This is a genomic window from Desulfovibrio sp. DV (assembly GCF_001936595.1).
Taxonomy (GTDB): Bacteria; Desulfobacterota; Desulfovibrionia; order Desulfovibrionales; family Desulfovibrionaceae; genus Solidesulfovibrio.
Genome location: NZ_MLBG01000057.1, coordinates 1 through 21191 on the forward strand (window position 1 = coordinate 1; position 21191 = coordinate 21191).

15 protein-coding genes are annotated in these 21191 nt (G+C 64.3%); 7 read left to right on the plus strand and 8 right to left on the minus strand.

Annotation, left to right across the window (positions count from 1 at the left end):
* Nucleotides 1-68: 68 nt before the first annotated feature.
* From DVDV_RS13075 to DVDV_RS13095, 5 genes are all read right to left on the minus strand, one after another.
* Nucleotides 69-1268: an iron-containing alcohol dehydrogenase gene (locus DVDV_RS13075; RefSeq protein ID WP_075355093.1), complete on the minus strand. Its 1200-nt coding sequence runs from the start codon at nt 1266-1268 to the stop codon at nt 69-71.
* A 325-nt stretch (nt 1269-1593) separates the two neighbouring features.
* The gene (locus DVDV_RS13080; RefSeq protein ID WP_075355094.1) at nt 1594-1926 is read right to left on the minus strand and encodes a hypothetical protein; all 333 of its coding nucleotides are present in this window, start codon (nt 1924-1926) and stop codon (nt 1594-1596) included.
* Nucleotides 1927-2135: 209 nt separating this feature from the next.
* A complete protein-coding gene (locus tag DVDV_RS13085) occupies nt 2136-3692 on the minus strand; it encodes a DHA2 family efflux MFS transporter permease subunit (RefSeq protein ID WP_075355095.1) in 1557 nt (518 codons plus the stop codon).
* Nucleotides 3693-3696: 4 nt separating this feature from the next.
* Nucleotides 3697-4908, minus strand: a complete 1212-nt coding sequence (locus DVDV_RS13090; protein WP_075355096.1) for an HlyD family secretion protein — start codon at nt 4906-4908, stop codon at nt 3697-3699.
* Nucleotides 4905-5375 (minus strand): MarR family winged helix-turn-helix transcriptional regulator, encoded by a 471-nt coding sequence (locus DVDV_RS13095; protein WP_075355097.1) that lies wholly within the window; start codon nt 5373-5375, stop codon nt 4905-4907. The genes DVDV_RS13090 and DVDV_RS13095 overlap by 4 nt, the downstream gene beginning before the upstream one ends.
* A 138-nt stretch (nt 5376-5513) precedes the next feature.
* Between DVDV_RS13095 and DVDV_RS13100 the strand changes: the two genes are divergently transcribed.
* The gene (locus tag DVDV_RS13100) at nt 5514-6800 is read left to right on the plus strand and encodes an Nramp family divalent metal transporter (protein ID WP_075355098.1); all 1287 of its coding nucleotides are present in this window, start codon (nt 5514-5516) and stop codon (nt 6798-6800) included.
* A gap of 68 nt (nt 6801-6868) precedes the next feature.
* Here DVDV_RS13100 and DVDV_RS13105 read toward each other — a convergent pair whose 3' ends face one another.
* The 3 genes from DVDV_RS13105 to DVDV_RS13115 all read right to left on the minus strand — a co-directional run bounded on the left by DVDV_RS13105 (nt 6869) and on the right by DVDV_RS13115 (nt 9558).
* A complete protein-coding gene (locus DVDV_RS13105) occupies nt 6869-7105 on the minus strand; it encodes a hypothetical protein (RefSeq protein WP_075355099.1) in 237 nt (78 codons plus the stop codon).
* Nucleotides 7106-7430: 325 nt separating this feature from the next.
* Nucleotides 7431-8222: a bifunctional 2-polyprenyl-6-hydroxyphenol methylase/3-demethylubiquinol 3-O-methyltransferase UbiG gene (locus DVDV_RS13110; protein WP_075355100.1), complete on the minus strand. Its 792-nt coding sequence runs from the start codon at nt 8220-8222 to the stop codon at nt 7431-7433.
* 112 nt (nt 8223-8334) lie between these two features.
* Nucleotides 8335-9558: a hypothetical protein gene (locus DVDV_RS13115; protein WP_075355101.1), complete on the minus strand. Its 1224-nt coding sequence runs from the start codon at nt 9556-9558 to the stop codon at nt 8335-8337.
* A 384-nt stretch (nt 9559-9942) separates the two neighbouring features.
* Between DVDV_RS13115 and DVDV_RS13120 the strand changes: the two genes are divergently transcribed.
* From DVDV_RS13120 to DVDV_RS13145, 6 genes are all read left to right on the plus strand, one after another.
* Nucleotides 9943-12213 (plus strand): methyl-accepting chemotaxis protein, encoded by a 2271-nt coding sequence (locus tag DVDV_RS13120; protein ID WP_083634775.1) that lies wholly within the window; start codon nt 9943-9945, stop codon nt 12211-12213.
* Nucleotides 12214-12452: 239 nt separating this feature from the next.
* Nucleotides 12453-13079: a uracil phosphoribosyltransferase gene (upp, locus tag DVDV_RS13125; RefSeq protein WP_075355102.1), complete on the plus strand. Its 627-nt coding sequence runs from the start codon at nt 12453-12455 to the stop codon at nt 13077-13079.
* A 64-nt stretch (nt 13080-13143) separates the two neighbouring features.
* Nucleotides 13144-14391 (plus strand): uracil-xanthine permease family protein, encoded by a 1248-nt coding sequence (locus tag DVDV_RS13130; RefSeq protein ID WP_075355103.1) that lies wholly within the window; start codon nt 13144-13146, stop codon nt 14389-14391.
* A gap of 391 nt (nt 14392-14782) precedes the next feature.
* On the plus strand, nt 14783-17002 hold the full coding sequence (locus DVDV_RS13135; protein ID WP_075355104.1) for a hypothetical protein: 2220 nt from the start codon (nt 14783-14785) through the stop codon (nt 17000-17002).
* Between the two features lie 493 nt (nt 17003-17495).
* Nucleotides 17496-19166, plus strand: a complete 1671-nt coding sequence (locus tag DVDV_RS13140) for a glycosyltransferase (RefSeq protein WP_075355105.1) — start codon at nt 17496-17498, stop codon at nt 19164-19166.
* Between the two features lie 46 nt (nt 19167-19212).
* Entirely contained in the window at nt 19213-21189 is a 1977-nt protein-coding gene (locus DVDV_RS13145) for a hypothetical protein (RefSeq protein WP_075355106.1), read from the plus strand.
* Nucleotides 21190-21191 lie beyond the last annotated feature (2 nt).

The window sequence follows — 21191 nt, forward strand, 5'->3', positions numbered from 1 at the left end:
GGTCCGGGACAGCGTCCCGGCGGGGTCTGGGGCAGCGCCCCAGTGGGGCTTGGGGCGGCCAACCCTCCTTACAGGGAATTTTGAAAGATGCGTTCCACCACGGAGCCGTCCACCCGGATGGGGGCCTGGGGCAGGAGGCATTTGGACAGGGGGGATTTGATGGCCATACGGGTCAGGGCCGGCACGTCGGCTCCGGTGAAGTAGACGGACATGCTTGCGGGCTGGCCGATGCTGGCGAACCATTGTTTGAGGCGTTCGACAGCGGTATCGGTCTCGCCGGGGTTGCCGGTCAGGTCCGGGGCGATGGGGTGGAGCAGGTCGGCCAGGATTTCCGGGGTGGCCGGGTAGATTTCGCGCAACACGGCCGGCAGGAGGATGCCCAGGCCTTCGCCGTGGGTGACGTCGGCGTTGAGTGCGCTCATGGCGTGTTCCAGGGCGTGGGTGATGTGGAGGCTGCCGAGGTCGAAGCTGATGCCGGCGATGGCCGAGGCGTACATGAGCCAGTAGCGGGCGGTGAGGTTGCCGGGTTGCCGGATGGCTGTGGGCAGGAAGGCGGTGATGGTGCGGATGGCGTCTTTGGCCAGGCAGATGGAGTAGGGCGAGGCGGTGGTGGCGGTGGCGGTTTCCAGGGCGTGGGCCAGGGCGTCGATGGAGGTGGCCACGGTATGTTTGGCTGGCAGGGAGATGGTGAGCCTTGGGTCTTCGATGGTGTAGGCCGGGTAGAGGTGGGGGGAGTGGATGATGGGCTTGTCCTCGCCGTCGGACTGGGCCGTGGCGTAGGCGTTGCATTCCGAGCCTGAGCCGTGGGAGGTGTTGATGGCGATGAGGGGGAGCGCGGCGGTGATGGCGGCGTTTTTTTCGTAGAAATCGGCGGTTTTCCTGCCGGGGTGAGCCAACAGCGCGGCAGCGGTCTTGGCGGTATCCAGGGTGCTGCCGCCGCCGATGGCCAGCACGGCCTTGGCGTTTATGAGGCGGCCTGTTTTGGCGGCGGCCTCGCAGTTGGCAAAGGTCGGGTTGGCGCGCACGCCGTCGTAGTGGTCCCAGGCGACGTGGGCGTCAAGGGCCGGGCGCACGGTGTCCCAGGCGGTGCTGGCTTTGTAGGCGACGGGGTCGGTGACGATGAGGACGGCGTCGCAGCCTGACTGGGCCAGATCGGCCAGGATGTCGTTGATCCTGGCCAGGGCGCCGATGCCGAAAAAGGTTGTCGGCCGGGTCGGTTGCAGGGTGAAGACCCTGTTGATGTCGATTTTGCACTGCCAGCTGCCCATGCCGTACCTCGCTTGCTTCGTTCCTCGGGGTCCGTCTGAAGGCGGCGGTCCGGGGATATGCCATCAATTCCCGTGCCAGCCCGGATTGGGACTGATTGCGCGGGGATATAGGGATGCCGTTGGGGTAGAGGTGGGCAAATCAACCCGGCAGTGTTTTTCGGGGACAGCCTGGACGGCTGTAAGGGGGTGCGGGGCCGGGGATTTGGGCGATGGGTAAAAAAGAAACACGTTGGTTCGGATCGGGGAATTAATGACCCGGCCAGGAAAAGGGCTCTGGGAAAAGAAGTCCCGGCCGGGCTGTGCCGGCCGGGACTTGGGGGCGTGATTACTTGGAGATGGTGGTGGAGTGGTTGACGTCGGCGCTGTTGCCTTGGGGGCCGGTGTACGTTGTGGTTTTGTTCCAGGTTTTGGTGGCGGGATTCCACTGGCCTTGGGAAGCCCTGTTCATGGTGTTGTTCCCGGGGCCGGTGGTGGTGGCGTTTCGGTTATAGCCGCCGGGGGTGCGGGTGGTGGTGGCTTCGTTGGTGACGGTGTTGTTGCCGGGGCCGGTGACGGTGCTTTTGCGTTTGAAGGCCTGGGCATCGGTGCCGGTCAGGGCCAGCGCGAGGGTGAAGGCGGCCACGAGGGCCAAGCGGGTGCAAGCCTGGGGGGCGTTCATGGGGGCGTCTCCTTGGCGGTTTGGCACGGCGGTTGTTCTTGGGCGCAACGTCTTTTGCCTTTCCGGATACCGCACAAGCCAGGATTGTGCCACTCGGGTGATAATTTTTTTTCAGCCGGTATGGCGGCGGGTTGGCTCGGGGCACAAAAAAAAGGCCGCCCGGAGGCGGCCGTTACAGTCCGTCGGATTGACGAAATACCGGCACTGCGTCAGTGCATCCCCTCGGGCATTTTGGATCCCATGGGCGGTTTTTTCATGATCCACATCATGACGGCCAGCCCCAGGAACATGAGCCCCTGGGCGTAGAACACGTCGCAAAAGGCCATGGCGCTGGCCTGCCTGAGCATGAGCCGGTAGAGGGTCGCGCCGGCGGTCTGGGCGGCGTCGTGGATGCCGAGCAGCTTGGGGGCGAGATAGGCGGTCAGGCGGTCCTGGGCCGACTGGTAGCTGAGGTCCAGGGGCGTGAGGTTCTCTATCAGGCGCGACTGGTGGAACTGGGCGCGCCGGGCGAGCAGGGTGGTGACAAAGGCCACGCCGAAGGAGCCGCCCAGGTTTCGCAGGAGATTGAAGATCGCCGAGGCGTTGTTCATGGCTTCGCGCGGGAGGTAGGCCATGGTCAGATACGACAGGGGCACGAAGAAAAAGGCGATGCCCACAGCCTGGATGTTGCGGGCGGCTATGGCCGTGCCGATGTCGATATCAAGGGAAAAGCCGGACATGTTAAACAGCGAATAGGCGCTGATTAAAAGGCCCACCCACAAGATGAAGCGGGCGTCGATCTTGGTGGTCATCTTGCCGACGATGGGCAGCACGGCCAGCATGATGAGCCCGCCCGGGCCAAGGACCACGCCGGCGAGAAAGGCCGAGTAGCCCATGAGATTTTGCAGGTAGAGCGGCAGCAGCACAATGGCCCCGAAAAAGGCGAAATAGCCGAAAAACATGACCACGTTGCCGGTGGCGAAGCTGCGGTCTTTGAACACTCTGAGATCGACCACCGGGTGTTTGCACACGAGTTCCCAGACAAGGAAGGCCGTCAGGGCAATGCCGGCCACGAGGGACAGGGTGAAGATGAAGTCCGAGCTGAACCAGTCGTCCTGCTGGCCCTTGTCGAGCACGATCTGCAGGCAGCCAAGGCCCACGGTCAAAAGGGCCAGGCCGATATAGTCCACGGATTCCCCGGTCTTTCGCCGCTCCAGATAGTCCGGGTCCTTGATATAGAGCCAGATGAGCGCCACGGCCAGGATGCCGACGGGCACGTTGATGTTGAAGATCCAGCGCCAGGAATAGTTGTCGGTGATGTAGCCGCCAAGGAGCGGCCCGAGGATGGGGCCGAGCACTGCGCCCATGGCGAAGATGGCCATGGCCAGGCCGCGTTCCCGGGGCGGATAGGCTTCAAGCAGGATGGCCTGGGACATGGGTTGCAACCCGCCGCCGCCAAGGCCCTGGATGATGCGGAAAAAGACCAGCATGCCAAGGCTCGTGGCCAGTCCGCAGAGCATACTGGCGATGGTGAAGATCACGACCGAAATGATCAGGTAGTTGCGTCGGCCAAAGACCTTGGACAGAAAGCCGCTTACGGGGATGACGATGGCATTGGAGACCAGATACGACGTGAGCACCCAGGTCACCTCGTCCTGGCCGGCCGACAGGCTGCCCTGGATATGGCCCAGGGCCACGTTGGCAATGGACGTGTCGAGAATTTCGATTAATGTCGGGATCATCACCGCCAGGGTGATGAGCCATTTATTGGGGGCTGGTGCGGCCATCGGATCAGTTGGTGTGGATGGTGGGCACCACGCTCATGCCCAGACGAAGCAGCGGCAGCGCTTCGTTATCCTTGTCGAAAACGATTTTGACCGGAATGCGCTGGACGATCTTCACGTAGTTGCCCGAGGCGTTTTCCGAGGGGAAAAGCGAGAAGACCGAGCCGGTGCCGGCCATGATGGACTCCACCGTGCCGGTGATGGCGTGACCGGGGTAGGTGTCCACGTCGATGGTGACCTTCTGGCCCGGTCGCACGTCTTTGAGCTGGGTTTCCTTGAAATTGGCCGTGACCCACAATTCCTTGGCCTCCAGGGGCACCACGGTCATAAGGGCCTGTCCGGCAGCGACCAGCCGGCCGGATTCGATCTGTTTTTTGGTCACATGCCCGGCCACCGGGGAAACGATGCGGGTATAGGACAGGTTGAGTTCGGCCTGCCTGACTTTTTGCCGGGCCAGTTCCACCTTGGCCTGCTGGGCCGAGGCTTCCTTGGACTGGATGACGGCCTGCTCCTCGCCGGTCTGGGCCAGGACGATCTCCGAGCGCAGGCGCTTGATGTCGGCCAGAATCGATTCCAGGCGGCGTCCGGCCCCTTCGGCCTTGGCCCGGGCGGCGCGGAGCTGGGCCTCGTGGGCCCGGCGCTTGTTTTCGATGGTGTCGAGGTCGGACTGGGACACGGCGTCCTTGTGGCGAAGGACGCTGATGCGGCCCCAGTCGAGCTTGTCCTGGTCGAGCTGGGCCTCGATCTGGGCGGCGTCCTGGATGGCGGCGTCGCGTTCCTTGGTGGCCTGCTCCAGGCTTCGCTGCTCGCTTTCGAGCTGGGCCTGGGCCGAGGTCACCTTGGACGAGGTCTGGGAGCGTTGCAGGGGCACGCCGAGTTCCTGGGCCGAGAGCTGGCTTTCGGCCGAGGCCAGATCGGCCCGGGCCTGGGCCAGGGCCACTTCGAAATCCGTGGGATCAAGCACGGCCAGGACGTCGCCGGCGGCCACGAGCTGGTTGTCTTCCACCGGGGCCTCGTTGACGTACCCGGCCACCCGGGGGGTGATGGGGTGGATGCGGCCGTCCACAAAGGCGTCGTCGGTGGTGACCTTGCCCCGCAGGTAGATGGCGTAGCCAAGGATCAGCGCGGCAATGGCCACGCCGGCGATGATCATGATCCGCTTTTTGCGGTTGGCCGGCGGGCCTTCGGGTTTGTGCTTGGGGCGAAAAAGCGGTTTCATGGCTGGTCCTTGGGTTCAGGCATGGTGTCGAGGCGGGCTTCGATGCGCGAAAGGAGGCGTCGCAGGGTCCGGGCGTCCTCGTCGGTGATATCGGCATAGGCCTTGGCGGCAAACTCCCGCACCACCGGGGCCAGGGCACACACCATGGCCTCGCCCGCAGGCGTCGGGAACAGGCGCTGGCTGCGGCGGTCGCGGGCGTCGCGCCGCCGGGTGAGGAGCCCCCGGGACTCCAGGCGGTCGAGGATGCGGGTGACGGTGGTCTTGTCCTTGACCGTGCGTTCGCCAAGGCCCACCTGGGTCAGGCCCTGGGTTTCGCACAGCCGGTAGAGCACCACCCACTGGTCCGGGGTGACGTCGTGGCCGGCGGCGACAAAGGCCCGGCGCAGGGCGATCTTGAGCCTGGCTGCGGCGTGGCCCACGGCGTAGCCGATGGCGTGGTCTATGTCGTAAAAAGCGGCAGCATCCATAGGGGCGGTGTCCTTGGCCGGGCAGAAAAGTTGTCGCGCGGAAAATATACATGGCAACCATTTGCGTCAAGCCGTTGCCGAGGGCCTTGCCCCGGGCTGCCGGGTCTGACAGGTTGCGACGAGTACGAGGAGGCGAGCATGCGTGGATTGCACCAGATGTGGGGGGCCCTTACGGATATGGTCCGGTTTCGCGACCATGCCCGGCCCCGGCTGACAGCCCTTGAAATATTTAAATATATCGGGCCGGGACTGCTTGTGACCGTGGGTTTCATTGATCCGGGCAACTGGGCCTCCAACGTGGCGGCCGGGGCGGACTACGGCTATGCGCTGCTGTGGATGGTGACGCTGTCCACGGTGATGCTCATTATCCTGCAGCACAACGCGGCCCATCTGGGCATCGCCACCGGGCTGTGCCTGTCCGAGGCGGCCATGCGCCACCTGCCCCGGGGGGTGGCGGTAACGGCCCTGGCCACGGCTGTGGGGGCCTCGGTCTCAACCGCCCTGGCCGAGTTGTTGGGCGGGGCCATTGCCTTGCGGATGCTTTTCGGCCTGCCCCTGGCCGCCGGGACGCTCTTGGTGCTGGCTGTGGTGCTGTGGATGCTTTTTTCCAAATCCTACCGCCATCTGGAACGCTACATCATCGGCTTTGTGTCGCTTATCGGGATGTCGTTCGTCTTTGAACTGTCCCTGGTCCATATTGACTGGGGCGCGGCGGCCCTTGGCTGGGTGCGGCCGAGCCTGCCAGAAGGCTCGCTGCCGGTGGTCATGAGCGTCCTTGGGGCGGTGGTCATGCCGCACAACCTGTTTTTGCATTCCGAGGTCATCCAGAGCCGGCAGTGGAACCTCGATGAGCCGGCCATGATCCGGCGCCAGCTCAAATACGAATACCTGGATACGCTTTTTTCCATGATGGTCGGGTTTTGCATCAACAGTTCCATGATCCTGCTGGCTGCGGCGGCCTTTTTCAGCCACGGCCTGCCGGTGTCGGAGCTGGAGCAGGCCCGTTCCCTGCTCGATCCCCTGCTTGGGCCGGCGGCCGGCGTGGTCTTTGCCGTCAGCCTGCTTCTGGCCGGCCTGGCTTCCAGCGTGACGGCCGGCATGGCCGGCGGCAGCATCTTTGCCGGCATTTTCAGCGAGCCCTACGACATCCGCGACAGCCATTCCCGCATGGGCGTGCTGATCACCCTGGCCGGCGGGGCCGCGGCCGTGCTGTTCGTGGGCGATCCGCTCAAGGGGCTGATCTGGTCCCAGATCGTCCTGTCGATCCAACTGCCGATCACGATCATTTTGCAGATCAGCTTGACCTCCCGCCGTTCGGTCATGGGGCCCTATGCCAACCGGCCGTTTACCACCGTGATCCTCGGCATCGTGGCCCTGGTGGTCATTGCCCTCAATATCATGCTGCTCATAAGCACCCTGTCCTGACGCCCCACGCAAAAACGCCGCCGTCGGGGCAAGCCCGGCGGCGGCGTTCTCCCCTCGAGAAACGGAAACTACTTCTTGCCTTTTTTGGCCTTGGGCGCGGCAGCCTTGTCCGGGCCGGGGTAGTTGGCGACCATGCCGCCAAGCTTCATGCACTCGGCCACGCTGGCGGTCATGACGGTGTTGGCGCCGACGGTGCACTGCCAGGTCTTTTTGGGGGCGGCCTTTTTGGCCTTGCCCTTGGCAAAGGCCGGGGCGGCGGACAGGGCCAGGGTCAGGGCGGCGGCGAAAACGATGAACTTTTTCATGGGATCCCTCCTCGAACTGAACATTTTTTCGTGGAATATAACGCCACGCAGGGGAGTGCAAGAGAAGCGTTGGCATAAAACCGCTGCCAGACGCTGTCACAGGCGCTTTGAGCCGGTTTGCCGACAGGGGGGAGGCAGGTGGGCGGCGGCTGGTGTGGTGCACAAGGGCGCTTGGCGGCCGCGTCCGGACAGCGCACCCCTGTGGGTTGCGGCGGTTTGCCCTGTGCCGCACGCGGCAAGGCGTCCGGCAAACAGCGCCGTATTTCAAAAATGCAATGCGCACCGGTTCCCGGACGCGGCGCGGGGCAGCCGTGCAGGCGGCCGGCTAGCGGCGCAGCAGGAGATACACGGTGCTGGTCAGCAGGTCGTCCGGGGAATAGGCGCACAAAAGCGACTGCGGCGGGGTGAACTCGCCGGATACGCGCACTGGTACGGCGCGCAGCAAGGTCAGGCCCGAGGTCTGGACGGCATAGAGCAGTTGGCGGACGGTGAGGCGGTTGAGATCCAGGAACTGTTCGATCAGATGCTTCCGGTAGGCGGCGAAGTCGTTTTGGCTGTAGAGCAGGTCGCCCTTTTCCGTATTGTCGGCATCGTCTTCGGCGTTGCCGGCCTGCGTGACGAAGGCGGCCGTGCTCATGAGCAGATGGCCCCAGGGAATGTCCACCAGCCGGCGCAGGTGGGAGCCAAAGGGCGAGAGATAGAGCGGATCGATCTGGATGAGGCAGTGCCCGCCGGGTTTTATGGCCAGACGCAGGGCCTCCAGGGCGGCCGGCACGTCGGGCAGATGTTCGAACACCGACCAGCTGTAGGCCGCGTCAAAGGAGCCTTCGGCAAAAGGCAGGCGGCAATCCGGCTCCACCTGGACAAAGGCCAGATTCGCCGGCAGGGCCGGGCTGCCGGTATTGGCCGCGGCCAGGTGCGGCAGATGCAGAAACGACGGATGGATGTCCGCGCCGACGACCTGGCCGCAGCCCAGGGCGGCCACGCCGGCGGCGGTGATGCCGTCGCCGCAGCCGAAATCGAGGATGCGGGCTGTGGCCAGGGGGGCGCATTCGGCCAAAAAGCCGCAAACAATGCGGGCGGCGTGCACAAAGTGGCTCTCGAACCAGGGATCCATGGCGTCTCGCTTGGTGGAATGTGGGGCTGCGGGCAAGGCCTGATAGCAGCCCGGGCCGGCAAAGTCATGCGGCCCTGGCCCTGCCCGCTCTCCGGCTTGTACGGACAGACCGTTACGGGGTGGCCGCCTGGGGCCGGGATTGGGACAGCCTGCGGCTGGTTTCCAGGTCCAGTTCCCGGCGCAGCTCGTCGGGCATGGGCCGGCTGTCGGCGGTGGCCCTGGCCGCAGCGGTGGCTCCGGGTCCGAGCAGGCCGCCGGCGTTGTAGTTGATGTTGGCCCAGTTGTTCTGGGCCACGAGGGAGGTGATGGCCCCGTCGCCATTGATGTCGGCCGAGACATTGGCCTCTATGGAGCCGTTATGGTTCCAGTCGATGGGAGCGGCGGCATCGCCGGCCAGCGCCCCCTGGAGCCCGTTGTCGTAATAGTAGTACGTGCCGTAGCCGGCCACGCTGTCAGCCCCGGTCAGGCCGAGATTCTCGTTGAGGGCGGCCTCGTTGAGGGTCGGGGTGGCCAGACGCTGGTAGTCGAAGGCAAGCGGGTAGCCCCCGTCCCCCCAGTGGCCGTCCTTGTACAGGCCCCCGATCTGGAAGGAATAATTCATCACGCTTAAATAGTTCGGCTTGTAATTCTCGTGGTCCGCGCCGCCGTGGGTGAGTCCCAGGCAATGGCCAAGCTCATGGACGAAGGTGCCGAGCTTTTCCCAGTCGGTTCCGCCGGTCAGGCCCCACAGGCCCAGGCTGACCAGGAAATCCGTGGCCGGGATATCGCGGGCCAGGCCGCTGGAGGAGTCCGCGTTGTAGGAGTTGGCCCAAATCATGTATCGAAAGGATTTGGCATAGGCCGGATCGAACGAGAGGCTTTTGCGGGCTTCGAAATCGACCCAGACCTGCGTGTAATTATCCGCTACGCCAAGGGTCTCGGCGTAGCTGACGCTGTTTTTGAGGAGGGGATGGATGCGGATGCCTGTTGTGCCGTCGGGGTTGGCCACCGGCGCATTGGCAAACACGGCCGTGATGTTGTCGATGACGGTCTGGGACGGCCCGAGGCTCCCCTTGGTCGGATGGATCATGTAGTCCATCCAGACAAACAGGTCCTTGTGCATGGGGTCGGCCCCCATGCCCGGCAGATCCACGAACGTATTGCCGACGTGGTAGCCGTTTCGCTCCCAGACGTCGGGCAGCCCGTCGCCGTCGGTGTCGCGAGACAGGGGGACGGTGATGGACGGGATGAAAAGCGGCAGGAGCGCGTCGTCGGCCAGAGCCGGGCCGGGCAGCAGCAGGCAGCAGAACAGGACCCAGGTCAGAGGCAGGAGAGAATCGCGGCGGGGCACGGGCATGGAGCGCTCCAGGGAGTGGTTGTCAAGGCGCCGGCAGGAGGGGTGGGCAACGACCGGTGCAGTCCCGTTGTCCCGTAGCATCGAAGGCGCGGTGGTTCAAGGGCCGGCCCGCATCCGGCCGCGATACGGGCCGGCCGGACGCAGCGCCGCGCCCCAGACTGCAGCTGGCCTTTCCGTATTGCCTCATGGCAAAGTTGGTGCTATTCCGTTACAGTCACGCGTCATCTGTTTTTTTTCGAAGATCCGGGAGGCGCGTGGAATTTGGCATCCAATCGGGCCGGGTTGTCAAACGAGGGACCCGGGATAGATGTTCTTTTCCAGGCAACAGAGACAACAATGCAATGATTTTCATTTTCAATGTTGGACATGCACAGGAGGAAGCCTATGCAACTGAAATCGATCCAGGCCAAAATCATTCTCCTGGCCGGTGTCTGTCTGCTGGCCTCAGCCGCCGCCCTGGTCGGTTATGGCCTGTATTCTTCGGGCAAGACCCAGGCGTTCGTCTCGAAACGGGTGGGCGCCTTGCTGGAAGACGAGTCCAAACGCAACCTGAGCAGCCTGGCCGCCACCCAGGCCGCCCTCATCCAGAGCGCCCTGGAGGACAATCTCGTCACCGCCCGGACCCTGGCCAAGACCTTTGAGGTGCTGCGCGAGCAGTTCACGCGCACGGCCGAGCGGGAAGGCGTCAAAAACCCGGTGCGCGAGGTGCTCGACACCGTGTTGGTCGAGGTGCTGAAAAACAATCCCCGCTACCTTGGCGCCTATTCCGCCTGGGAACCCGGGGCGCTGGACGGCCGGGACAAGGAATTTGCCGGCGCGGCCAAGGACGACCACGATGAAACCGGCCGGTTTGTGCCTTATTGGAACCGCGACCAGTCCGGCAAGATTGCCCGCCAGCCGCTGGTCGAATTTGAAAGCCAGGACCGCCACCCCAACGGCGTGCGCAAGGGCGGCTGGTATCTGTGGCCGCGCGAATCCGGCAAGGAAAGCGTGCTGGACCCCTTTCCCTACATCGTTCAGGGCCGCCAGGAGTGGCTGACCACCTTGTCCGTGCCGGTCAAAAAAGACGGCAAGTTCCTGGGCGTGGCCGGCACCGACCTGCGCCTCGATTTTCTCCAGGAGCTGGCCAAAAAGGTCGACACCACCCTGTATGAAGGCAAGGGCGACGTCACCATCATAAGCCATGATGGCCTGGTCGTGGCCAGCAGCGAACATCCCGAGGCCGTTGGCAAGGCGTTGTCCGCTGTTTCCAAGGATTGGGAGGAGATCGCCAAGGGTGTGCGCGAGGGGAAAAATGTCATCGACATAAGCGACGTCACCGGCAACTATCGGGCCCTGGTCCCGATCCAGCTTGGCCGCACCGACCGGCCCTGGGCCGTCCTTATCCGGGTGCATCCGGATATCGTGCTGGCCGAACGCAAGGCCCTGGACACCGAAATGGCCGCCCTGGGGCATGAAAGTGCTGTGTGGCAGATCGGCGTGGGCCTTGGGGTCACGGTGGTGGCCCTGGCCGTGCTGTGGATTTTCGCCGCCAGCCTGGTGCGCCCCCTGCGCCAGGCTGCGGCCTTTGCCGGCTCCGTGGCCGAGGGCGATTTCTCCCAGACCCTGGCCATCACCCAGGTGGACGAGACCGGGGTGCTGGCCAAGGCGCTGACCCGCATGGTCGACAATCTCAAGAAAATGATCGCCCAGGCCGAGGACAAGAGCCGTGAAGCCGCGGCCGAAGCCGAACGCGCCCGGGCTGCCGTGGCCGAGGCCGAGGTGGCCCGGCGCGAGGCGGCCGAGGCCCAGCGCCGGGGCCAGCTCGACGCCGCCGCCCGCATCGAGGACGTGGCCCGGGCCGTGTCCGCCGCCTCGGACGAACTGGCCTCCCAGATCGACCAGTCCAAGGAAGGGACCGACATCCAACGCCAGCACGCCGGCGAAACCGCCACAGCCATGGAGGAAATGAACGCCACCGTCCTTGAGGTGGCCAGGAATGCCTCCGAAGCGGCCCAGGGGGCCGGCACGGCCCGGGACAAGGCCAAGGATGGGGCCGACGTGGTGCGTCAGGTGGTGTCCGCCATAAGCGCCGTCCAGGAGCGGGCCGCCACGCTGCGCGCCAACATGGACGACCTGGGCCGCCAGGCCGAGGGCATCGGCACCATCATCGGCGTCATTTCCGACATTGCCGACCAGACCAACCTGCTGGCCTTAAACGCCGCCATTGAGGCGGCCCGGGCCGGCGAGGCCGGACGCGGCTTTGCGGTCGTGGCCGACGAAGTGCGAAAGCTGGCCGAAAAGACCATGACCGCCACCAGCGAAGTGGGCACGGCTGTGCGCTCCATCCAGGCCGGGGCCAAGTCCAGCATCGAGGGGGTCGAGGGCGCGACCCGGGCGGTGGACCAGGCCACGGAACTGGCCGGCCGCTCGGGTGCGGTGCTGGAGGAGATCGTGGCCATTGTGGAGAGCTCCGCCGATCAGGTGCGCTCCATTGCCACGGCATCCGAGCAGCAGTCCGCGGCCAGCGAGGAGATCAACCGGGCCGTGGAAGACATCAACCGCATCTCCGGGGACACGGCCCAGTCCATGGCCCGGGCGGCCGGGGCCGTGGAGGATCTGGCGGAGCAGGCCGAGAACCTCAGCCGTCTGGTGGCTTCCCTCAAAGCCGGCTGAGCCGGCTCCATACGACGAACACGACCGGGAGGCGGCTTGGGCTGCCTCCCGGTTTGCCGTTTTATCCGCCGTCCCCTTGGCCTTCCCCCCTTGACCCGGCCGGGCCAAGCCGGCACAACTCGCCCCGGACGCGTCCCGGCCGCGTCTGTTTCGATGGCCTGGACCGACCGTTTGCGCTACCTTTTGCCGCAAGCCCCGGTCCGGCAACCCCGCCCCACCGCAAACACCTGGAGAGAGCCATGCCCGTCACCGTCGTCGACCATCCCCTGGTGCGCCACAAGCTCGGTTTGCTGCGCGAAAATGGCGTGAGCACGAAAGATTTTCGCGATCTGGCCAATGAAATCGGCCGGCTTCTCACCTACGAGGCCACCAAGTCCCTGCCCACCGAGAAAAAGACCATCCACGGCTGGGCCGGCCCGGTGGAAGTGGACCAGATCGTCGGCAAAAAGATCACGGTCGTGCCCATCCTGCGGGCGGGCCTGGGCATGATGGACGGCGTTATCGACATGATTCCCGGGGCCAAGGTCAGCGTGGTCGGCATGTACCGCAACGAGGAGACCCTCGAGCCGGTGCGCTACTACGTCAAGCTGGCCAAAAAGATCCACAAGCGCCACGCCATGATCCTCGACCCCATGCTGGCCACCGGCGGCACCCTGGTCGCCACCATCAACCTGCTCAAGGAAGCCGGCTGCCGCCGCATCATGGGCCTTTTCCTGGTGTGCGCCCCGGAAGGGCTGGCCCGGTTGGAAAAAGAGCATCCCGACGTGGCCATCTACACGGCGGCCATCGACGAACGCCTCAATGAAAACGGCTATATCCTGCCCGGGCTTGGTGATGCCGGGGACAAGATTTTCGGAACGAAGTAGGGCGGATGCGTCGCAGTGCCGGCCGGGCAGTCCGGCCGCCGGCAGCATGAAACAGGAGGATGTGATGGCTGAAAATTCGGGGTCTGACTACAAACTGCGGCTGCGGGATTTCCCCGTGGGCGCGCAAATGCTGTTCGTGGCCTTTGGGGCGCTGGTGCTGGTGCCGCTTTTGACCGGCCTAAACCCCAACGTGGCCCTTTTTTGCGCCGGCATCGGCACCCTGATCTATCAGGTGCTCACCAAATTTCGCATTCCGATCTTTCTGGGCTCGTCCTTCGCCTTTATCGCGCCCATCATGTTTTGCGTCAAAACCTACGGCGTGCCGGCCACGCTCGGGGCGCTGGCCTGCGTCGGCTTTGCCTACATGCTGGCGGCGCTTGTCATCAAATGGCGCGGGGTGGGCTTTCTCCTCAAACTGCTGCCCACCATCGTCACCGGCCCGGTCATCATGGTCATCGGCCTGATCCTGGCTCCGGTTGGCGTCTATATGGCCATGGGCAAGACCGGCGACGGGGCGGCTGTGCTCTATCCGCAAGCCATGGCCATGGGCGTGTCGCTTTTCTCCCTGGCCGTCACGGTCCTGGTGGCCATCCGGGGCCGGGGTCTGTTGCGTCTGGTGCCGATCCTGTGCGGCATCGGGGCCGGGTATGTGGCCAGCCTGTTCCTTGGCATGGTGGATTTTTCGGCCGTGGCCGCGGCCCCGTGGTTTGCCCTGCCCTCGTTTGTCGGACCGCAGTTCAACCTTGACGCCATCCTGGTCATCGTGCCCGTGGCCATCGCCCCCATCATCGAGCACTTTGGCGGGGTCATTGCCATCGGACAGGTGACGGGGCGCAACTACCTGGAAAACCCGGGCGTCCACCGTTCGCTTATGGGCGACGGCGTGGCCACCTTCCTGGCCGGCTGCCTGGGCGGCCCGCCCCTGACCACCTATGCCGAGGTCACCGGCGCGGTGTCGCTCATCAAGATCTACAACCCGGCTCTTATGACCTGGGCGGCCGTGACCGCCGTGTGCCTGGCCTTTGTGGGCAAGCTCGGGGCGCTGTTGCAGACCATCCCCACCCCGGTCATGGGCGGCATCATGCTGCTCCTTTTCGGGGCCATCATGGTGGTCGGCCTCAATTCCCTGGTGCGCGAGGGAGCCGATCTCATGGAGCCGCGCAACATGGCCATTGTGGCGCTCATTATCGTCTTTGGCATGGGCAAGATGGCCTTCTCCTTTGGCGGCATCCACCTGGAAGGCATCGGTCTGGCCGGCGTGGTCGGCGTGGTCTTAAACGCCGTGCTGCCCCGGTCGCCCAAGGACGCCTGACGTCCGTCTCCTGGCTGCGCGAAAAAGCCCCGGACGAACGGTCCGGGGCTTTTTTTGCGTCTCCCGGTCCGGGCACGGGGGAGCGGGGCGCGGCGATGGCACGGGTGTTGCTCAGTCCAGTGCAAGCGGAGGTAACGCCCATGTTCGTAGAAAAACTTCTTCTTGTATCCATGGTGGTTGTAGTCTGCTTTGCCCTGTCCCGTCTGGCTGATGTGGTCCTTAAACCCCAATCGGTCGATTAACGAAATAAGAAAGTGAAACGCCTGCCCGCTGCCAAGGGGCAGACACCAGCGCTCCCTCCTGGGGACCGGCCTGACCGCCGGTCCCTTTTTTTTGCCCGGTGCCCCAAAAAGGGCGTTGCTCCTGTTGTCAAATTCTATATGAAGGGAGGATGATTATCCGAAGGGTTGTGTACGGTCTGGGCCACGTTGGATTAGCAACACTGTTTTTGATCCTGGCTGCGAGCCTTGTCCTGTCCCAGATTGTCCCGGCCCAGGCCGCCACCTGGTATGTGCAGGCGGGTTCTTCCGGCGGCGGGGGCACGTCCTGGGCCACGGCCTTTGCCACTGTCCAGGAGGGCTTGAACGCAGCCGCAAGCGGCGACGTGGTCGAGGTGGGCGGGGGCCTGTACGCCGAAGCCCTGCAATCGGTGCGCGCCGGGGTCACCGTGGCCGGCAGCACGGCCGCCGGACACAATGCCCAGGTGGTCATCCGGGCCGGCGACGGCCAGGAGGCCCTGCGCGTGGGCCACCAGACCGTCTGGAAGGGTCTGACCTTCGACGGTTCGGCCAACACCAATACGAGCACCACCCTGGCCGTGGTCCATATCACGGCCGGTTCTCCCTTGTTTGAAGCCTGCGCCATCGGTCCGGGCCTGCGGCTGCTCATCGTCGGTCCCGGCGGGGCCGCCTTCTCGCGCTGCACCATCCAGGAAGCCCGGCTCGGCAACCGCGTGTACACCAAAGTGGTGGATGTCAGTGCCGGGAACTCTCCGGTCACCTTCGATTACTGCCTCTTTGGCGATATGGAATACGGTTCCATCTATGTAAACAGCGCGTCGCAAGTGGATTTCAACAACTGCCTGCTGGCTGGTTTCGCCGCCGACATCCTCTATGTCCCGCCGGGCGTCGTTGTCTCCGGCGGCATCCATCTCACCAACTGTCTGGCCCTGGGCAACGGCTTTGCCGCAACGGCCCTCGTGGAGAATGCGTCCACGACCGCGCCGGTGACCCTGACCAACTGCCTGATGCAGGACAAAAGTCCGGTGGAAATGACCGGGACGCGCTACGTCGGCGACGTCACGGAGGTTTCGCCCCTGGTGCCCGGTTCCCCGCAGTTGACCCATGCACGGCGGGCGGCCCTGCTCAACCTGGGTATCGACGACGCCGCCAACGCGTCTTTCGCGACCCAGGTCGCAGCCCTGGCCAACAGCTCCGGCATCAAGATCACCCTGGCCCTGGACGCCGCCGACGCCACGTCCCAGGACTGGGCCGATGCCCAGATGGTGGTCAATGGCGGGAACGAGGTGGCCGGCCATAGCAGCCGCCATGTCTATCTGCCGGAAACAAAACTCATGACCCTTCGCTATGCCGGCCAGGGGACAGGGGCCACGGTCACCGTGACCAGCTCGGGCACGATGGCCACCACCCTGGACGTGGCCGCCACCGGCGATCCGGCCGCCACGTTCAGCCTGGATCTGGCCGACAGCGCCACCGACACCATCGGCAAGGTCTGCGACGTCATCAATGCCAAGGCCGGCTTCACCTGCGGCGTCATCTCCATTGCCGGCACCACCTATACGAGCGCCCGGGTGCTCTCGCGTGATCTCAACGCCGTGTCGGGCGTGTCCATCCAGGGCGTCACGGCCACCCTGCTGCGAAACGACGCCCAGTTTTTTGCCGACGAGATCACGGCGCCCAAGATCTTGATCGAGTCCGAGCTGACCGCCCCGGGCAGTGCCACGCCCTATGCCTGCACGAGCTTCGTCTACCCGTTTCTGGGGACGGACGCTGCCGTCCTGGCCGCCACGGCCGCAGCCGGCTACACCGCGGCCCGCAGCGGCTACGACGGCTCCTATGCCATGGGCGGCCTGTATGCCGGGACCACGCCCGGCGACTACGACACGCTTGACATCTGGGCCGTGAAGCCCGGCGATGTCTTTGGCCGCAATCTCGACGCCGCCACCCTGGCCCGGCGGGTGTCGGCCTTTCTGGAATGGGCCAAGTTCACCGGCGCGGCCGTGTCCCTTTTTAGCCACGGGGCAAACGAATACGACCTGACGGAATGGTCGGCCCTGCTGGCCCTCATTGCGGCCGACGATCAGATCCAGACAGCCACCCTGGCCGGGATCCGCCAGTACGTGGCCCAAAACGCCCAGTCCCAGTCCGGCTCGACCTTCGTTCGCACGGTTTGGCCGTCGGTTGCCGACTACCGGCCCATACCCGCCTCGCCGCTCCTGTTGGCCGGGGCAGCCTACAGCACGGCCAAAACGGATTTTGGCGGAACTGTTGTGGCGGCCGGGACCCTTCCCTCGGTGGGGTTGTACCAGGGAGCCTCCCTGAACCCGGCCAGGGCCATGCCGGCAATAGACCTGCTGTTGCTTCTGCAATGACCCCTTCTGGAGCGGGATCAGGGCATCACGTGTTGCAGCGTCTTCTTTTGAAGAGACCTGCCTGGGGCGGAAGCCACAGGTTTTACGGCCGGGCCCCGGCCTCGGCTGTGGTGTTGCCCTGAAACAGTGTTCGTTTGTCAATAGTTTCCGTCGAAACGCATCGCATATAGCAGCGCGGGGAGGCCTGGCCTCTTGGTTGCGTGGTGGTTTCTTTTTTGCAAAGCGGCAGAGGGGTTCATTGGTGAAACAAACCCATGAGCCGGTCCTCGCAGCCGATACGCATTACGGATATGTATTGATGAAATATTGTTGAGTGTTACAGGCGATTGAGCGGGGAAGGCCGGGAGGCCGCGCCAACGAAGCCGTCTGGAAGCACCCTGTGACTGGTACAACTGTTTGAGAAATTAAAACAGGCAAGACTGGAAAAGTGGTTGGCGGAAGCTGTTTCCCCCCAACCTGAGCAACGACACCGATAGCTGCGGAGGGAGAGACGATGACGGAAGTATTCCCCAAGACAAAACCTGATCGCCGCTACCTCCCGGACATACCGTCCAAAAGCGAGGGCCGCAGGGCCGCCGGAGAACGTTATTTCTCCCAGGGCCAGGCCGATATCTACAGTGCCGACGGCAAGTACCGCTACGCCTCGGGCGAGACCGTCGATATCTCCGAAGGGGGAATGCTCGTAAAACCGGACAAGCCGCTGCGGGTGGGCGACAAGGCCGTGGTGCGGTTTTTCTTAAGCGCCGGGACCATGCCCGAGGGCTATGAATCGTTTATCAAGCTGCCGGCCCGGGTGGTGCGGGTGGACTCGTCCACCGGGTATGCGGCCTTTGAATTTGCCAAGCCGCTGTCCCAGTATCTGCGCCGCAAACGCTGGCGCTATTTCGAGACGGCCTCCCTGCTTGGCATCCTTCTCACCCTGGTTGGGGTGTGGTTTATCAAAAAAGAGAGCATCTTTTACTTCTGGTTCGACGTGCCGGTCTTTCTTTACGGACTGTGCGCCGTTTTTTATCTGCTCTCGCGTTTTTTCTTTGCGGCCCTGTACAAGCCCTATCCGGTGATTCCCGGCTATCAGCCCAGTGTGAGCATCGTCATTCCCTGCTTCAATGAAGAGGAATGGATCGAAAAGACCATCCGCGGCTGCTTGAACCAGCACTATCCCGAGGAACGCCTCGAAGTCATCCTGGTCGATGACGGCAGCACGGACAACTCCGTGGCCGTGGCCCGGGCCGTGCAGGCCAAGGTCAAGGACGAGGCCGGCGACCGGCTGACCATCCATGCCTTTGAGAAAAACCAGGGCAAGCGCCACGCCCTGGCCGCCGGGGCGCGCATGGCCAAGCACGAGCTGGTGGTCTTTGTCGATTCCGACAGCTTCCTGCGGCCCGACGCCATCCTTCAGGTGGTCCAGCCGTTTCACAATCCCCGCATCGGCGGCGCAACCGGACGCTGCGAAGTGGAAAACAAGTGGACCAACATCCTCACCCGGATGCAGGCCGTGCGCTACTTCATCGGCTTTCGCATCTTCAAGGCGGCCGAGAGCATCTTCGATGTGGTCACCTGCCTGTCCGGCCCGCTGGCCTGCTACCGCCGCGACGTGCTCATGCACTATCTTGAGCCCTGGGTGAACCAGACCTTCCTCGGCCAGCCGGCCACCTTCGGCGATGACAGAAGCCTCACCAACTTCGTCCTTGGCAGCCACTACGCCGTCTACCAGCACAACGCCGTGTGCAACACCATCGTGCCTTCCACCTACGGCAAGTTCTTCAACCAGCAGATGCGCTGGAAACGGTCGTGGCTGCGCGAGAGCCTGCGGGCCTGCAAGTTCATGTGGCTCAAAGAGCCGTTCATGGCCATCTCGTTTTACCTGGGCCTGATCCTGCCGGTGATGGCTCCGGTGGTGGTGCTTCGGGCCTTTATCTTCATACCGGTGGCCTATGGAATCTGGCCCACCATGTATCTGGCCGGGGTGTTGCTCATGAGTATGCTCATGTGCACTTCCTACCTGCTCTTGAAGCGTTCCAATCTGTGGCTGTACGGCGTACCGTTCTGCTTCTTCTACCTGTTTGTGCTCCTGTGGCAGATTGTGTGGGCTGTGCTGACCTTCTGGAAATCCGACTGGGGAACACGGCCGTCGAAGCACGACAAGGGCCAGTACATGGGCTGAGCCCGCCCGCCACTCGTTATCAACCCACAGACACGGGACGCACGCCATGAGAAAATTCTTTCGCTACCTCCTCCAATACGCCATTTTGGCCGTCTTTGGGTATTTCGTCTACCAGACGGCCTTTAAGCGCGACACGCCGCCGGTCCACGACCGGGCCGCCTGGACCCAGCGCGACGGGTTTGTGGCCATAAGCTACGGCGGCATCACCATCGACGAGAACGTCCATTCCCTGGTTTCCAAAGCCCGCCTGCGCGAGCATCTCGCCGCCCTGGCCAAGGCTGGCTACAAGACCGTGACGACGGCCGATCTGGTCGATTTTTATGACAAAAATAAACCCTTGCCGGAAAAGGCCCTCTATTTGATGTTCGAGGGCGGGCGCAAGGACAGCGTGCTTTTCAGCCAGCCGGTCTTAACCGGCGTCGGCTTCAACGCCGCCCTGTATCTCTACGGCGACCAACTGACCGGCTGGAACCGGTTTTTCGTACGCCGCTCGGAACTGCGGAAAATCGCCGACAATCCCTTCTGGGACGTCGGTTCCATGGGCTACCACTCCGAACTGATCAACCGGACCCCGTCCGGCGGCTATGCCTATTACCTGACCGAGCGGCTGACCGGCTCGGGTGCGGGCCCGGAAGAGACTCCGGAAGCCTACGACGCCCGGGTGGCAGCCGACTTCACCCTGGCCCGCCAGGCCATTGCCGACCACTCCGGCATAACCCCCCTTGGCTACCTCTTCATGCCGGCCAACACGCTTGGCGTCAGTATGCCAAGCGCCGAGGCCCGGCCCAATGAGGCCGCCCTGGCCAAGAATTTCCAGGTGGCCTTCACCCGGGTGGGCGAGACCTACAACCCCCGCGACGCCAACCCGAGAGGGCTGACCCGGATGCAGGTCGCCCCGGACTGGACAGCCGACCGCCTGCTCCTGGAGATCGAATCCCGCCAGCCCAGATCCCGCTATATGGATTTCTCCCAGTCCGTGCGCCAGGGACTGTGGCAGGTGACCCTTGGCGACCTGGCGGTCGTTGGCGAGAGCCTGACCATGACCGCCCCGGCCGGCAAGGACGGCTTTGCCCGCCTGCGCGGCAGCGAAGGGTTTGAGAACTTCCTGTGCGAGGTCAAGACCACGCCGCCGGACGGCGGGGCCAGCACCATCTACCTGCGCTACCGCGACGCCGGCTCCTTCGTGCGCATCCGCACCACCTCCGAGCGGGTCATGGTCCAGGAGAAAAACGGCTCCTCGCTCAACACCATCTTCCAGTACGTCCTGCCCCTGGACCACGCCGGTCCGGTGGCCTTTGACCTTTGCGTCAAGGGCAACCGGCTGCTGTTGACCGTGGACGGCAAAAACGTCACCCCCTATCCCATTCCCCTGACCGCCGACACCAGCCGGGGCAGCTTTGCCCTCGGCGCGTCCGACCAGGATGATCCTTCGCCCGAAGCGGCCGCGTTCACCGATCTGACCCTGGCCACCTTCCCGCCGCGCTGGATAAGCGCCCCGACCATCGGCGACGTGCCCCTGGCCGATGCCCGCACCCTGACCGCCGTGGTCCTGCCGGCCGACAGCCTGCAGGCCGACCCCCTGCGTGATGCCGCAGCCCTCATAACGGCGGCCATAAACGGCGTCGGCGTCCACCTCGACCTGGCCGGCCAGGGCCCGGCTGCGGTTCAGGAGACCGTGCGGTTCGTGGAGAACGCCCCGGCCTCCATGGTCTTTGCCAAGCTCCTGCGCGGCTTTGTCCTGCCCATGGCCGAGCCTGACGATCTGCGGCAGCTCAAAATCGCCATCGACACCCTGCACGCCAAGGGCTTTTCCGTGGCCCTTCGGGTGGATGCCGCCGGACAGGCCCGGCTGCTTGACGCCGATCTCGCCCTGTCCCCGGACTGGCTGCTCTTTGACACGCCGCCTCCGGCCGACGACTCGGCCCTCGTTGCCCTGGAAAACCGTTTCGACCGGACCCATATGTTGTTCCGGGCCGCCTCCCAGGCCGGCTCACAAACTGTTTCCTACGATGTGAAGAGGTAGCG

What these genes read in the sequence shown, in the direction of transcription:
- DVDV_RS13075 (WP_075355093.1), bottom strand. Translation starts at nt 1,268, where the DNA reads ATGGGCAGCTGGCAGTGCAAAATCGACATCAACAGGGTCTTCACCCTG.
- DVDV_RS13080 (WP_075355094.1), bottom strand. Translation starts at nt 1,926, where the DNA reads ATGAACGCCCCCCAGGCTTGCACCCGCTTGGCCCTCGTGGCCGCCTTC.
- DVDV_RS13085 (WP_075355095.1), bottom strand. Translation starts at nt 3,692, where the DNA reads ATGGCCGCACCAGCCCCCAATAAATGGCTCATCACCCTGGCGGTGATG.
- DVDV_RS13090 (WP_075355096.1), bottom strand. Translation starts at nt 4,908, where the DNA reads ATGAAACCGCTTTTTCGCCCCAAGCACAAACCCGAAGGCCCGCCGGCC.
- DVDV_RS13095 (WP_075355097.1), bottom strand. Translation starts at nt 5,375, where the DNA reads ATGGATGCTGCCGCTTTTTACGACATAGACCACGCCATCGGCTACGCC.
- DVDV_RS13100 (WP_075355098.1), top strand. Translation starts at nt 5,514, where the DNA reads ATGCGTGGATTGCACCAGATGTGGGGGGCCCTTACGGATATGGTCCGG.
- DVDV_RS13105 (WP_075355099.1), bottom strand. Translation starts at nt 7,105, where the DNA reads ATGAAAAAGTTCATCGTTTTCGCCGCCGCCCTGACCCTGGCCCTGTCC.
- DVDV_RS13110 (WP_075355100.1), bottom strand. Translation starts at nt 8,222, where the DNA reads ATGGATCCCTGGTTCGAGAGCCACTTTGTGCACGCCGCCCGCATTGTT.
- DVDV_RS13115 (WP_075355101.1), bottom strand. Translation starts at nt 9,558, where the DNA reads ATGCCCGTGCCCCGCCGCGATTCTCTCCTGCCTCTGACCTGGGTCCTG.
- DVDV_RS13120 (WP_083634775.1), top strand. Translation starts at nt 9,943, where the DNA reads ATGCAACTGAAATCGATCCAGGCCAAAATCATTCTCCTGGCCGGTGTC.
- upp (WP_075355102.1), top strand. Translation starts at nt 12,453, where the DNA reads ATGCCCGTCACCGTCGTCGACCATCCCCTGGTGCGCCACAAGCTCGGT.
- DVDV_RS13130 (WP_075355103.1), top strand. Translation starts at nt 13,144, where the DNA reads ATGGCTGAAAATTCGGGGTCTGACTACAAACTGCGGCTGCGGGATTTC.
- DVDV_RS13135 (WP_075355104.1), top strand. Translation starts at nt 14,783, where the DNA reads ATGATTATCCGAAGGGTTGTGTACGGTCTGGGCCACGTTGGATTAGCA.
- DVDV_RS13140 (WP_075355105.1), top strand. Translation starts at nt 17,496, where the DNA reads ATGACGGAAGTATTCCCCAAGACAAAACCTGATCGCCGCTACCTCCCG.
- DVDV_RS13145 (WP_075355106.1), top strand. Translation starts at nt 19,213, where the DNA reads ATGAGAAAATTCTTTCGCTACCTCCTCCAATACGCCATTTTGGCCGTC.